Here is a 13,072-nt window from a genome sequence, read left to right on the forward strand (position 1 = left end):
GGCCCACACGGAGGGCAATGAGACCGCTGTCTCAATTGGCGCGTTCGCCCTGACGCCACACCGAGTGCGTCAAAGGGACTCCCGGCCGGTAAGCCAGATGCGTGACCGAGGGTGCGTCCAGCACGTGCAGATCCGCCCGTGCACCAGGCCTGATGACGCCGACGTCGGTGCGCCGCAACGCCTGGGCCCCGCCCGCCGTCGCCGCCCAGACCGCCTCCTCGACGCTCATCCGCATCTGCAGGACCGCTGTCGTCACGCAGAACGCCATCGACGAGGTGTACGACGAGCCGGGGTTGCAGTTGCTGGCGAGCGCGACCGTCGCACCGGCGTCCAGCAGCGCGCGGGCGGGCGGCAGCGACTGGCGGGTCGACAGGTCGCACGCCGGGAGCAGCGTGGCGACGGTGTCCGACGACGCCAGCGCGTCGATGTCGGACGCCGACAAATACGTGCAGTGGTCCACCGAGGCGGCACCGAGTTCCACGGCCAGCCGCACGCCGGGGCCCTCGCCGAGCTGGTTGCCGTGGACGCGCAGGCCGAGGCCCTTCGCCGCGGCCGCCTGCAGCACCGCCTTCGACTGGTCGTAGTCGAAGGCGCCCTTCTCGCAGAACACGTCCGCCCAGCGCACGAGCGGTGCGACGGCGTCGAGCATCTCGCCGCGGACCAGGTCGACATAGGTGTCGGCGTCCTGGCCGGGCGGCACGAGGTGGGCGCCGAGGAACGTGACCTCGTCGGCCTGCCCGGCGGCGATGCGGGCCGACCGCACCTCGTCGGCCACGTTCAGTCCGTAGCCGGTCTTGGTCTCGATGAACGTCGTGCCCTGTTTCAGAGCCTCGGCGATGTGCCTGCGCAGGACCGCGGCCAGCTCCTCGTCGGTCGCGGCACGGGTCGCGTCGACGGTCACGGCGATGCCGCCCGCGGTGTAGGGCTTGCCGGCCATGCGCGCGCCGAACTCGGCGGTGCGGTCGCCCGCGAAGACCAGGTGGGTGTGGCTGTCCACCCAGCCGGGCAGCACCGCGCGGCCCTCGACGTCGACGCGTTCGTCGGCCGCGGGGGCGTCGCGCGCGTCGCCCACCCAGGCGATCTCCGAGCCGTCGACGACCAGCGCGTCACCGGTGACCTCGCTGTTCGTGGTCAGCTCACCGATGCCGGTGATCAGCACGCTCATGCCCACAGCTCCTCGATCGCGTCCGCCAGCAGCCTGCCGACGTCTCCCAGGGTCTCGTGCACGCCACCGCTCGCGACCACCCGGCCGCCGACGACCACGGTGTCCACATCGGACGCCGTCGCCGACAGGAGCACCTGCTGCGGCAACGAACCCGCGGTGCGCGGTGTCGAGCAGCTGATCGCCACGAGGTCGCACGGCGCGCCCGGCTCGATGCGTCCGCCGTCCCAGCCGAGCGCGGAGTGCCGGGTCGCGGCGCCGAGCAGTTCGGACGGCGAGAAACGGCCTCGCTGACCGGTGCGGAGGCGTTCGTTGTGCTCCAGAGCCCTGGTCTCCAGCAGCGGGTCGATCACCGCGTGCTGGTCGCTGCCCAGCGACAACGGGCTGCCCGCGTCGGCCAGTTCTCGGGCGGGGCCGATGCCGTCGGCCAGGTCCGCCTCGGTCGTCGGGCAGAAACACGCTCCGGTGCCGGAGTCGCCCAGCAGTGCGATGTCGTCGGCCGTCAGGTGCGTGGCGTGCACGGCCGTGGTGCGGGGTGACAACGCTCCGGCCTCGTACAACAGCGCGGTCGGTGTGAGGCCGTAGGCGGCGAGGCAGGCCTCGTTCTCGGCGGGCTGCTCGGAGAGGTGGACGTGCAGCGGCGCGTCCGGGAACGCCTGCGCCACCACGGAGAGCTCGGCCCGCGGGACCGCGCGGACCGAGTGGATCGCGGCACCGACGCGCATCACGTCGTCGGGCTTCAGTTCGCCGACCCTGGACGCCCACGCCTCGGCCGTGCCGTCGGAGAAGCGTTGCTGCACCTCGTTGACGGGCTGGTCGATGCCGCCCGCGAGGTAGCAGGTGTCGAGCAGCGTGAGGCGGATGCCGGCATCCCTGGCGGCCTCGCGCAGGGCGTACCCGAACTCGTTCGACCTGTCGTGGACGTAGTGGAACTCGCCCACCGCCGACACCCCGGCCAGCGCCACCTCGCCGTAGACCGCGCGGGCCAGGCGGTAGTACGACTGCGGGGTGAGCTTCGACGCGAGCGCATACATGCCTTCGCGCCACGTCCAGAACGTGCCGCCGCCGTCGTGCGTGCGGCCTCTCAGCGCCCGGTGGAACGCGTGCGAGTGGGCGTTCGCGAAGCCCGGCACGACCACGCCGTGCAGCCTGCGCACGCCGAGCGGAATCGTGTCCACTGTGGACACGTTCGCGATCACGCCGTTCTCGACCCTGATCAGGACGCGCTCGGCAAGTCCGGCGGGCAACCAGGCCCGCTCGCACCAGAAGTTCATGAGCCGAGGTGTTCGATGGTCGCGGCCAGCGCCTTGACGCCCTCGTCGACGTCGGCCTGCTCGGCGAACTCCTCCGGCGCGTGACTCACGCCGGTGGGGTTGCGCACGAACAACATCGCGGTCGGCACGTGCGCGGCGAGGATGCCCGCGTCGTGGCCCGCACCGGTCGGCAGCGCGGGAACGCCACCGAGCGCGCCCGCGATGTCGTCCCGCAGCCCGCTGTCGAAGTACACCGTGTCGCCGTACGACTCCTCGGTGATCCGCAGCTCGCAGCCCTCCTCCTTGGCGGCCTGGTGGGCCGCCTCGGAGATCTCCGCGACCATCGCACGGGTGCGCGCGTCGTCGCTGTCCCGCGCGTCGAGCCAGACGTCCACAGTGGACGCGATGACGTTGGTGCCACCGGGGTTGGGGACGAGCCTTCCCACGGTGGCACGCCCGCCTGCCCTGGCCGCCTTCCTGGCGGCGAGGACGAGTTGGGACGCCGGGAGCATCGGGTCGCGGCGGTCCTCGATCAACGTGGCTCCGGCGTGGTTTCCCTCGCCGGAGAACGTGAAGCGCCACCGGCCGTGCGCGAGGATGCTGCTCGCCACACCGACCGGGACCGTGAGGCCGCGGCCCTGTTCGACGTGCAGCTCGACGAACTGGCCGATGCGCTTCAACGCCCGTTCGTCACGACCGACCAGATCGGGGTCGTAACCGGCGGCCTTCATGGCCTCGGCGAGCGTGATGCCGTCGGGGTCCTTGAGCGCCAACGCCTTCTCCGGGGAGATGGCGCCGGTCAGCAGCCGCGAGCCGAGGCACGCGACACCGAACCGGCCGCCCTCCTCCTCGGCGAAGACCGTGATCGCGAACGGCCGGGCGGGCTTGAACCCCTTGGCCTGCAGTAGGTCCACGGCCTCCAGCGCCGACGTCACCCCCAGCGGGCCGTCGAACGCGCCGCCACCGGGCACCGAGTCCAGGTGGCTGCCGGTGATGAGCGCGTTGTCGCCGCGCTCGCCCCACCACGCCCAGAGGTTGCCGTTCTGGTCGGTCTCGACGTTGAGACCGCGCCGGACCGCCTGCTCGACGAACCAGTGCCGCAGTTCGAGTTCGGGCTTGTTGTAACCGTGGCGCGAGTAGCCGCCGCGCTTCAGGTCCTTGCCGACGTCCGCGATCTGGTCGAGCATCAGCCCTCCATCGGAATGCGGACGCCTTTGTCCGCTGCCACCGTCTTCGCCTCGTCGTACCCGGCGTCCACGTGCCGGATGACGCCCATGCCGGGGTCGTTGGTCAGCACGCGCTCGATCTTCTGCGCGGCCAGCTCGGTGCCGTCCGCGACCGTGACCTGACCGGCGTGGATCGAGCGGCCGATGCCGACGCCGCCGCCGTGGTGGATCGACACCCACGTGGCACCGGAAGCCGTGTTGACCAGGGCGTTGAGCAGCGGCCAGTCCGCGATCGCGTCGGAACCGTCGGCCATCGCCTCGGTCTCGCGGTACGGGGAGGCCACCGAGCCGCAGTCGAGGTGGTCGCGGCCGATGACGATTGGCGCGGACAGCTCGCCGGACGCCACCATCTCGTTGAACTTGAGGCCGGCGAGGTGCCGCTCGCCGTAGCCGAGCCAGCAGATGCGGGCGGGCAGGCCCTGGAACTCGACGCGCTCCCCCGCCATCTTGATCCAGCGGTGCAGCTGCTCGTTCTCCGGGAACAGCTCCAGGATCGCGGCGTCGGTCTTGGCGATGTCGGCGGGGTCGCCGGACAGCGCTGCCCAGCGGAACGGGCCCTTGCCCTCGCAGAACAGCGGCCGGATGTAGGCGGGCACGAAGCCGGGGAACGCGAACGCGCGGTCGTACCCGCCGAGCTGCGCCTCGCCGCGGATCGAGTTGCCGTAGTCGAACACCTCGGCGCCGCGGTCCATGAACCCGACCATGGCCTCGACGTGCGCGGCCATCGACTTGCGCGCCCGGTCGGTGAACTCCTCGGGCTTCGCGGCGGCGTACGACGCCCAGTCCTCCAGCGCGACACCGACGGGCAGGTACGCCAACGGGTCGTGCGCGGAGGTCTGGTCCGTGACGATGTCGATCGCGACCTCGCGGCGCAGCAGCTCGGGCAGGATCTCGGCCGCGTTGCCCACGACACCGACGGAAACGGCCTCACCGGCGGCCTTCGCGGCCAGCACGCGCTCGATCGCCGAGTCCAGGTCGTCCGCCACCTCGTCGAGGTAGCGGGTCTCCAGGCGACGCTGCGCGCGGTGCGGGTCGACCTCGATGCACAGCGCGACGCCCTCGTTCATCGTCACGGCCAGCGGCTGCGCGCCACCCATGCCGCCGAGGCCAGCGGTGACCGTGAGCGTGCCTTTGAGCGTCCCGTTGAAGCGCTTGGTGGCGACGGCGGCGAACGTCTCGAACGTGCCCTGCAGGATGCCCTGGGTGCCGATGTAGATCCACGAACCGGCGGTCATCTGCCCGTACATCGTGAGGCCCTCGGCCTCCAGGCGGCGGAACTCGGGCCAGTTCGCCCAGTCCGGCACGAGGTTCGAGTTCGCGATGAGCACGCGCGGCGCCCACTCGTTGGTGCGCATGACGCCGACTGGACGGCCGGACTGCACGAGCAGCGTCTCGTCGGCTTCGAGGTTCTTGAGCTCGCGGGTGATCGCGTCGAACGACGGCCAGTCGCGCGCGGCCTTGCCGGTGCCGCCGTAGACGACGAGGTCCTCTGGACGCTCGGCGACGTCCGGGTCGAGGTTGTTGTGGAACATCCGCAGCGCGGCCTCGGTGGACCAGTTCTTCGCGGTCAGCTCGGTGCCGCGGTCAGCGCGAACAACCATTACAGGGCTCCACTTCGAATCAGGGCCTCGGCGGCGGCGATCTCGGGGGCGAGGTGGCGGTCGGGACCGGGGCCCTCGACGGTCTCGCGCAGCTTCGCCACGGCGGCGGCCGTCGCGGGGGCGGGCTTGAGGGGCGCGCGCAGGTCGAGCGCCCGCGCGGCGGTCAGCAGTTCGATGGCCAGCACGGTCGTGAGCCCGTCCACGGCCTTGCGCAGCTTGCGGGCGGCGGACCAGCCCATCGACACGTGGTCCTCCTGCATGGCGGAGGACGGGATGGAGTCGACGGACGCCGGCACGGCCAGGCGCTTGAGCTCGGACACGATCGCCGCCTGCGTGTACTGGGCGATCATGTGGCCGGAGTCGACGCCGGGGTCGTCGGCGAGGAACGGCGGCAGGCCGTGCGAGCGCGAGACGTCGAGCATGCGGTCGGTGCGGCGCTCGGCGATCGAGGCCACGTCCGCGAGCGGGATGGCCAGGAAGTCCAGCGCGTAGGCGACCGGGGCGCCGTGGAAGTTGCCGTTGGACTCGACGCGGCCGTCCGCCAGCACGACGGGGTTGTCGATGACCGACGCCAGCTCGCGGTCGGCCACCGTCGCCGCGTACGCGACGGTGTCGCGGGCCGCGCCGTGCACCTGCGGGGAGCAGCGCAGCGAGTACGCGTCCTGCACGCGGGTGCAGTCCGGTCCGCGGTGGGAGGCGACGATCTCGGAGTTCTTGAGGAACGCGAGCATCCGGGCAGCACTCAGGTTCTGGCCGGGGTGCGGTCGCAGCGCGTGCAGCTGGGGCTCGAAGACGCGGTCGGTGCCCAGCAGGGCCTCGACGCTCATCGCGGCCGTGAGGTCCGCGATGTCCAGCAGCCTGGTCAGGTCGGCGATCGCCAGCGACAGCATGCCGAGCATGCCGTCGGTGCCGTTGATCAGCGCGAGGCCTTCCTTCTCGGCCAGCTGCACCGGTTCGATGCCGGCCTCGGCGAGCGCCTCGGCTGCGGGCACCAGCTCACCGCGGGCGTTGCGGACCATGCCCTCGCCCATCAGCGCCAGCGCGCTCGCCGACAACGGCGCGAGGTCGCCGGAGCAGCCCAGCGAGCCGTACTCGTGCACGATCGGCGTGATGCCGGCGTTCAGCATCCCGGCCATCGCGTCCACAGTGGACAGCCGGACACCGGTGTGGCCGGTCGAGAGCGTGCGCAGGCGCAGCAGCATCAGCGCCCGCACGACCTCGCGTTCGACCTCGGGCCCGGCACCGGCGGCGTGCGAGCGGATCAGCGACCGCTGCAGCTGGGCACGGCGGTCCGGCGGGATGTGCCGGACGGCGAGCGCGCCGAACCCGGTCGAGACGCCGTAGGTGGGGCGTTCGGCCGTGGCGAGCTGTTCGATGTGGCCACGGGCGGTGGTGACCGCCTCACGGGCCGCCGCGGTGATCTCCACCGGGGCGCCGTCGCGGGCGACGGCGTGCACGTCCTCGAGGGTCAGAGGCTTCGGACCCAGCTCCACCGGTTGTCGCATGGAGACATCACAGCGCTCCGGAGCCGAGTCAGCGACCCCGGAGCGCCCGATGGTGTCTGGGACCCCAGACGGACTACTTCTTGCGGATCCAGCCGGTGTCGGCGTTCGAGGCGAGCTCGACGTCGTTGACCGCCGCGACCAGCTCGTCCACCGGCTTGGTGGCTCCGTAGCTGATCGCGGTGATCCAGAGGCTGCCCTCCTGCACCGCCACGACCCGGCCGTCCACGACGACCCCCTGCTTGCCCCGTGCCGTCACCGGGGTGGTCGGCGCGCCGCTGTAGTTCGGCGTGCGCGAGGTCACCCCCACCTCGATCTCGGCGGCGCTCACCTTGGCGCGCCAGTCGGAAGGGCTGGAGCCGCTGAACTCGTCCGCCGGCTTGCCCCTCCACGTGAACGGCGCCTGGAAGTTCGTGTCCGAGTCCGCACGCACCGAGTCCGCGACGCGCATCGCCGTCTCCCTCGGATCGCCCACGTCCTGCACCTGCACGAACAGCGTGTCCTGCGCCTTCCACTCGACGACCGCGGTGCCGCCGTTCACCTGCACACGGGCCTTGAGGCCGCGCACGGTCGTGTCCTGCCACTGATTCGTGCCGCCCTCGTAGCTCTGGCCGCTGGCCAGCTGGATCCGCGGGCCGTCGGCGTGCGGGGCCTCCGGCGAGGCGTCCGCCGGCACCCAGACGCGCGCCGTGCGGCCGTCGTGCGCGGCGCGGAGGGCCTCGCCGAACCCGTCCGGCAGCCAGTGAGGCTGGTACTTGAGCGAGCCGGTCCCGCCGGGTGCGAGCGCCGCCGCGGCGTCGTTCGGGTTCGGCGGTGCGTACCTGTCGCTGGCGACGACGCCCGCGAAGATCAGGACGACCACCGCGGCCATGCCGGCCGTGGCGATCAGGAAGATGTTGTTCCGCTGCCGCTTGTGCTTGCGCCGCAGGGCGTTGAGCGTCGGCCCCGGATGCGGGGTGCGTTCGGCGAGTTTGCCGAGCGCGTCCTTGATGAGCTGTTCGGTGTCGTTCACGACAGGCCCTCCCCTACCCGCAACCCGACACCAGCGGGCTCCGGGGTGTGGTCCAGGCGGAGTGTGGCCAGCGCACGCGAGATGTGGCTGCGCACTGTTCCCTCGGCACAACCGAGCATCTGTGCGATCTCCGAGTCCTCGTAGTTCTCGTAGTAGCGGAGCACGACGGCGGCCCGCTGTTTGCGGGGCAGCTTCGCGATCCGCTGCAACATTGCTTCCCGCTCGTCGTAGTGGTGCGTCTTGTCGCCGACGGGCGGGGTGACGGACTCAAGGGTCGTCATGCAGAGTGCGACGTCCTTGGCGGCCCTGCGCCTGCGCCACGAGAGGTACTCGTTGGTCACCATGCGCTTGACGTAGGCGTTGGGGAGGTCGACTGAACCGATGCGGTCCCACTTCTGCTGCGCCCGCAGCAGGACTTCCTGGACCACGTCCTGGGCCAGGTGCGGGTCGCACGTGAGCACGGTGGCATAGCGCAGCAACGGGGTCACCTGTTCTGCCACGAAGTCATCGAAACTCGGTGTCAATCCCGACCCCCTTCAAAACCGTCACGCCCCTCTAACGCACGCCAGGCCTGTTCCGTTGAGTGTGCCCTGATGTCGTAACGGCGTGGGCTGCATCACGTGGGAAAATCACTGTTGTGGGCAGCAGCAGTGACGTTCCCGCGCTTCGGCGAGGGTTGGCGGTCCTCCGGCTGCTCGCGGGCAGACCGGGGCCCGTCTCCGCGGCGTCGGTGGCGCGCGAGCTCAATCTTCCCAGGTCAACGACCTATCACCTGCTCTCGGAGCTGACCGAGGCCGGTTTCGCGACGCACTTCCCCGAGGAGAAGCGCTACGGCCTGGGCGTCGCGGCGTTCGAGCTCGGCTCCGCCTACCTGCGGCACGACCCGCTGGAACGCCTGGCCCGCCCGTTGCTGCGCAAGCTCGCCGACCGGATGGAGAAGGTCGCGCACCTGGGCGTGCTGCACGGCGCGGAGGCCCTGTACCTCGTGCGCGAGCAGCCGCGGCAGCCGCAGTCGATCGTGTCCGACGTGGGCGTCCGGTTGCCCGCCCACCTGACGGCCTCCGGTCGCGCGATGCTGGCCCACCTCCCTCCGGCGCAGGTCAGGGCGTTGCTGCCGTCCGTAGCCGCGTTCGTCGACAGGACCGGGCGCGGGCCGCACAACCTCCCGGCGCTGCGCAGGCTGCTGACACAGGAACGCCGCCAGGGCTGGTCGGTCGAGGACGGGTTCGTGACGGCGGGGTTCGCCTCGGTGGCGGCGCCGGTGTTCGACCACGGCGAACGGCCGATCGCGGCCATCACGCTGACGTTCCGGCACGTCTGCGACACGCCCTGCGGTTCGACCTGGCCGGACCTGGCCAAGGAGGTCCGCAAGGCCGCAGAGGAGCTGACGGTCCGGATCGGCGGTCACGTGGTGGCTATTTAGTAGCCATGTACATAGTAGCTATGTACCGTATCTGCCATGAGCAGTGCGGGAGCGACGCCTGGGCACCTCGTGTGGCGTTTGGCGATGAAGTGGCGGACAGCGGTTGACCGGGCGTTGACGACGCACGGCCTGACGCACGCCCAGTACGTGGTGCTGTCGTCGTTGGTCGCCCTGGACAGGCCCTCGCAACGCGAACTGGCCGACCACACCGGCCTCGAACCGCTGTACGTCTCGAAGCTGGCGCGCGCCCTGGAGGCGTCGGGGCTGATCGCGCGCACTCGCGACACCGTCGACACCCGGACTGTGCGGCTGACGCTGACCGACAGCGGCCGAGACGTCGCCGGCCCCGCCATCGAGGTCGTGCGCGACCTGCTGGACCGCCTGCTGGAACCACTGGGGGGCCGCTCCGGCGACCGCACGGCGGAGCTGTCCCGCGAGCTGACCGCGCTGCTCGAAGTCCCACTCGACTGAGGAGCCTTCCGATGCCCGTCGTCCCCGTCCTCGACTCGACCATGCACCACGAGTCGTCCGGCAGCGCGCCGTTCGTCTTCCTGCACGGCAACCCCGCCTCGTCGCACATCTGGCGCAACGTGCTGCCGGAGCTGGGCGGACTCGCCCCCGACCTCATCGGCATGGGCAGATCCGGCAAGCCCGTCCTCGACTACACGTTCGACGACCACGCGCGGTACCTGGACGCGTGGTTCGACGCTCTCGACCTGGACCGCGTGGTCCTCGTCGGTCACGACTGGGGCGGCGCGCTCGCGTTCGACTGGGCTGCCCGGCACCCGTCGCGCGTGGCCGGAACCGCCTTCTTCGAAACGATGGTCAAGCCGCTGAAGAAGAGCGAGCTCCAGCCGGCCGCGCAGGAACGGATGCGCAGGCTCCGCACGCCCGGTCTGGCCGAGGAAATGGCGCTGGACAACGACACCATGGTGCGCCAGGCGTTCACCGGCGGCGTGCGCACGCCGGTCTCCCCGGAGGACCTGGAGGTGTACCTGGCGCCGTTCCCGGACCGGGAGAGCCGCCGGCCCGTGCTGGCGTGGGCGCAGCAACTGCCGGTCGACGGCGAACCTCCGGCGCTGATCCCCCGCATGGAGGCCTACGGCGCGTGGCTGCGCGACTCGCCGGTGCCGAAGCTGTTGCTGACCTTCGACAAGTCGCCGACGTTGCTCATCGAGTCCGAGCTGACCGCGTGGTGCCGGGAGAACGTCGCCGCACTGGAGGTCGTCGGCTGCGGCGAGGCAGGGCACCACGCGCAGGAGGACCGGCCGAAGGAGATCGCGGCGGCGATCGCGTCCTGGGCAGAGCGGCACGATCTTGCTTAGATCGGGTGCATGGGGGCACTGATCGAGGAACTGGACTTCGCGTCCGCGTCCGCGTCCGAGGACGACCGGCGTGGTCTCTACGACGTGGTGACGGCCTGGGCGGTCGAGAACGTCCCGGACGAGGACCCACCGCCGTTCGAGGACCGCGCCGCCAGGTGGACGTCACCGGACGAGCTCGGCTTCGAGCCGCCGCGGTTCGCCGTCGCGCGGGAGGCCGGGAAGATCGTCGGCTTCGTCCAGGTCAAGATCTCCGCGGCCGAGGCCAACGCACACCTCGCCATGGTCACCGTCTTGGTGCTGCCGCGACACCGCCGCCGCGGCATCGGCACGGCGCTGCTCCGCGAGGTGCCGGCGATGGTGAGCGGGCGAACCGTCATCGAGTCGTGGAGCGTGTTCCAGGGCAGTCCGGGTGAGCATTTCGCTGCCGCACGCGGGTTCCGCGTCATCACGTCCATGACGAGACAACGACTGGTTCTCGGCGAGCCGCCGGAGACCAGAGCGGTGCCGGACGGGTACGAGCTGGTCACGTGGAGGGGTGCGGCACCGGAGGAGTTCGTCGAGACGTACGTCGACGGGCTCAACGCGATGGCGGACGCGCCGTTCGGCGAAACGGCACTCGCCAGCGGGCACAGCACGGTCGAGAGCGTCCGGCGGGAAGAGGAGACCGCCGACAACCGCGTCTTGCTCCTGCTGCACGAGGGCGAGGTCGCCGCGGTCACGGTGGTGCAGCTGAACCCCGTGGTTCCCAGCATCGCCGAGCAGTTGGAGACCGTCGTGCTGCCCGCTCACCGCGGCAAGGGCCTCGGCAGGCTGGTCAAAGCGCGCATGCTGCACGACCTGACCGGCGTCGAGCAGATCTTCACGCGCACCAGCAGCGGCAACGAGCACATGCTCCGCGTGAACCACTCGCTCGGCTACGAGGACATCTACGTCTACCTGGCTGTACAAGCGAAAACCGCCGACCTGCAGGCGTGAGGCCTGCGGGCCGGCGGTTCTCCGAGTCCGATCAGATGCCCGCGGAGGCGAGCCACTCCTTGGCGACCTTCTCCGGCTCCGGCTTGTCCGGCGACGACAGCTTCTGGTTGAGCTCCAGCAGCGTCTTCGTGTCGAGCTTCTTCGCGATGGCGTTGAGCGTGTCGCGAACCTGCTGCGACGCCTTCTTCTCGTTGATCAGCGGCAGCACGTTCTGCGCGGCGAAGACGTTCTTCGGGTCTTCCAGCACCACGAACTCGTTGGCCTCGATGGCCGCGTCCGTCGTGAACAGGTCGGCCGCCTGCACCGTGTTGTCCTTCAGGCCGGCGACGGTCAGCGGGCCGCCGACGTCGAGCGCCTTGAACTCCTTGAACTCGCAGTTGTACTTGGCCTTGAGGCCGGGCAGGCCGTCCGGGCGGTTCTGGAACTCCGGCGGGCCGCCGAAGACCAGGTCCTTGCAGTACGGCACGAGGTCGTCGAGCGACTTCAGGCTGTACTGGGCCGCGATCTGCTTCGTGACGACGACCGCGTCCTTGTCCTCGGCGGACGACTTGTCGAGCACGATGAGGCCCGCCGGCAGCGCCTTCTTCAGCGCGGCGTAGACCTCGTCGGAGCCGACCTCGGGCGCCTCCTTGTTGACGTGCTTGAGAAGCACGCCCGTGTACTCGGGGATCAGGTCGATCGAGCCGTCCTGCACGCCCTTGAAGTACAGCTCCCGGTTGCCGATGTTCGGCTTCTTCGAGACCTTGACGCCCTTGGCGGACAACGCTTCCGCGTAGATCTCCGAGAGCAGTCGCGACTCCGGGAAGTTCGCGGAGCCCACGACGATGGTGTCCGTCGGGGCCGGGTTGTTCCCGCCTCCGGTCAGCGGATCACCGCCGCACGCCGACAGAAGCATGACCGCAGCGACGGCTGTCGCGATGCGCTTCATTTCTTTCCTCCGGTTCCCACTGGACGCAGCCCTGGCGAGACCGTCAGCCGTTGCAGGCCGGCGAACCCCAGGTCGACGAGAACGGCGAGCAGTGCCACGAGCACCGCGCCGGCGAGCATCTGCCCGAAATCCTGCAGGGCGAGGCCGTCGAAGACGAGCCTGCCCAGACCACCGGCGCCGGTGTAGGCGGCGATGGTGGCGGTCGCGACGACCTGCAGTGCGGCGCCGCGGAAACCGCCGTAGATCAACGGAAGCGCGTTCGGGATCTCCACCTGCAGCAGCACGCCCGACTCGCGCATGCCGACACCCCTCGCGGCGTCGACGGTCACGGGGTCGACCGCGCGGACGCCCGCGTACGTGCCCGCCATGATCGGCGGGATCGCCAGCAGCACCAGCGCGACGTACACCGGGAAGTCACCCAGACCCGCCCACAGCACCACGAGGATCAGCACCGCCGTGGTCGGCAGCGCCCGCAGCGCGTTGGAGAGCCCGACGATCACGAACCCGCCCTTGCCGGTGTGCCCGACGAACGCGCCGAGCGGGATCGCGATGAGCGCGGCGATCACCAGGGTCAGCAACGTGTAGCCGAGATGTTCGGCCAACCGCACCGGGATCCCGGTCGTGCCGGACCAGTGCGCGGGATCGAAGAGCCAGCCACCCATTCA

The 13,072-nt window shown here is 70.7% G+C and carries 13 protein-coding genes; 4 read left to right on the top strand and 9 right to left on the bottom strand.

What is annotated here, in order from left to right; genetic code table 11:
* Window positions 1-31: 31 nt before the first annotated feature.
* The 7 genes from hutI to ACSHWB_RS08640 all read right to left on the bottom strand — a co-directional run bounded on the left by hutI (window position 32) and on the right by ACSHWB_RS08640 (window position 8,280).
* Window positions 32-1,165, bottom strand: a complete 1,134-nt coding sequence (gene hutI / locus ACSHWB_RS08610; protein ID WP_439661555.1) for an imidazolonepropionase — start codon at window positions 1,163-1,165, stop codon at window positions 32-34.
* A complete protein-coding gene (locus tag ACSHWB_RS08615) occupies window positions 1,162-2,436 on the bottom strand; it encodes a formimidoylglutamate deiminase (RefSeq protein WP_439661556.1) in 1,275 nt (424 codons plus the stop codon). The genes hutI and ACSHWB_RS08615 overlap by 4 nt, the downstream gene beginning before the upstream one ends.
* Entirely contained in the window at window positions 2,433-3,602 is a 1,170-nt protein-coding gene (locus ACSHWB_RS08620; RefSeq protein ID WP_439661557.1) for an allantoate amidohydrolase, read from the bottom strand. Before ACSHWB_RS08620 ends, ACSHWB_RS08615 begins: the two co-directional genes overlap by 4 nt.
* Window positions 3,602-5,242 carry a urocanate hydratase gene (gene hutU / locus ACSHWB_RS08625; RefSeq protein WP_439661558.1) on the bottom strand — a complete coding sequence of 547 codons (1,641 nt, stop codon included), beginning with the start codon at window positions 5,240-5,242 and terminating at the stop codon, window positions 3,602-3,604. The genes ACSHWB_RS08620 and hutU overlap by 1 nt, the downstream gene beginning before the upstream one ends.
* Window positions 5,242-6,747 (bottom strand): histidine ammonia-lyase, encoded by a 1,506-nt coding sequence (gene hutH / locus ACSHWB_RS08630; RefSeq protein WP_439661559.1) that lies wholly within the window; start codon window positions 6,745-6,747, stop codon window positions 5,242-5,244. The genes hutU and hutH overlap by 1 nt, the downstream gene beginning before the upstream one ends.
* Before the next feature lie 73 nt (window positions 6,748-6,820).
* A complete protein-coding gene (locus ACSHWB_RS08635) occupies window positions 6,821-7,756 on the bottom strand; it encodes a hypothetical protein (protein ID WP_439661560.1) in 936 nt (311 codons plus the stop codon).
* Window positions 7,753-8,280 (bottom strand): SigE family RNA polymerase sigma factor, encoded by a 528-nt coding sequence (locus ACSHWB_RS08640; protein WP_439661561.1) that lies wholly within the window; start codon window positions 8,278-8,280, stop codon window positions 7,753-7,755. The genes ACSHWB_RS08635 and ACSHWB_RS08640 overlap by 4 nt, the downstream gene beginning before the upstream one ends.
* Before the next feature lie 113 nt (window positions 8,281-8,393).
* On the opposite strand from ACSHWB_RS08640, the gene ACSHWB_RS08645 reads away from it, so the two are divergent.
* The 4 genes from ACSHWB_RS08645 to ACSHWB_RS08660 are packed head-to-tail and all read left to right on the top strand — an operon-like array spanning window position 8,394 to window position 11,479.
* Window positions 8,394-9,179 (top strand): IclR family transcriptional regulator, encoded by a 786-nt coding sequence (locus ACSHWB_RS08645; RefSeq protein WP_439661562.1) that lies wholly within the window; start codon window positions 8,394-8,396, stop codon window positions 9,177-9,179.
* 36 nt (window positions 9,180-9,215) lie between these two features.
* Window positions 9,216-9,650, top strand: a complete 435-nt coding sequence (locus ACSHWB_RS08650) for a MarR family winged helix-turn-helix transcriptional regulator (protein ID WP_439661563.1) — start codon at window positions 9,216-9,218, stop codon at window positions 9,648-9,650.
* Between the two features lie 11 nt (window positions 9,651-9,661).
* Window positions 9,662-10,504, top strand: coding sequence for a haloalkane dehalogenase (locus tag ACSHWB_RS08655; protein WP_439661564.1), 843 nt, complete (start codon window positions 9,662-9,664; stop codon window positions 10,502-10,504).
* Window positions 10,505-10,513: 9 nt separating this feature from the next.
* Window positions 10,514-11,479, top strand: a complete 966-nt coding sequence (locus tag ACSHWB_RS08660) for a GNAT family N-acetyltransferase (protein ID WP_439661565.1) — start codon at window positions 10,514-10,516, stop codon at window positions 11,477-11,479.
* Between the two features lie 31 nt (window positions 11,480-11,510).
* Here ACSHWB_RS08660 and ACSHWB_RS08665 read toward each other — a convergent pair whose 3' ends face one another.
* On the bottom strand, window positions 11,511-12,407 hold the full coding sequence (locus tag ACSHWB_RS08665) for a glycine betaine ABC transporter substrate-binding protein (RefSeq protein WP_439661566.1): 897 nt from the start codon (window positions 12,405-12,407) through the stop codon (window positions 11,511-11,513).
* A complete protein-coding gene (locus tag ACSHWB_RS08670) occupies window positions 12,404-13,069 on the bottom strand; it encodes an ABC transporter permease (protein WP_439661567.1) in 666 nt (221 codons plus the stop codon). Before ACSHWB_RS08670 ends, ACSHWB_RS08665 begins: the two co-directional genes overlap by 4 nt.
* Window positions 13,070-13,072: the final 3 nt, after the last annotated feature.

The sequence above is a fragment of the Lentzea sp. HUAS TT2 genome (assembly GCF_051853195.1).
In the GTDB taxonomy this organism is placed as follows: Bacteria; Actinomycetota; Actinomycetes; order Mycobacteriales; family Pseudonocardiaceae; genus Lentzea.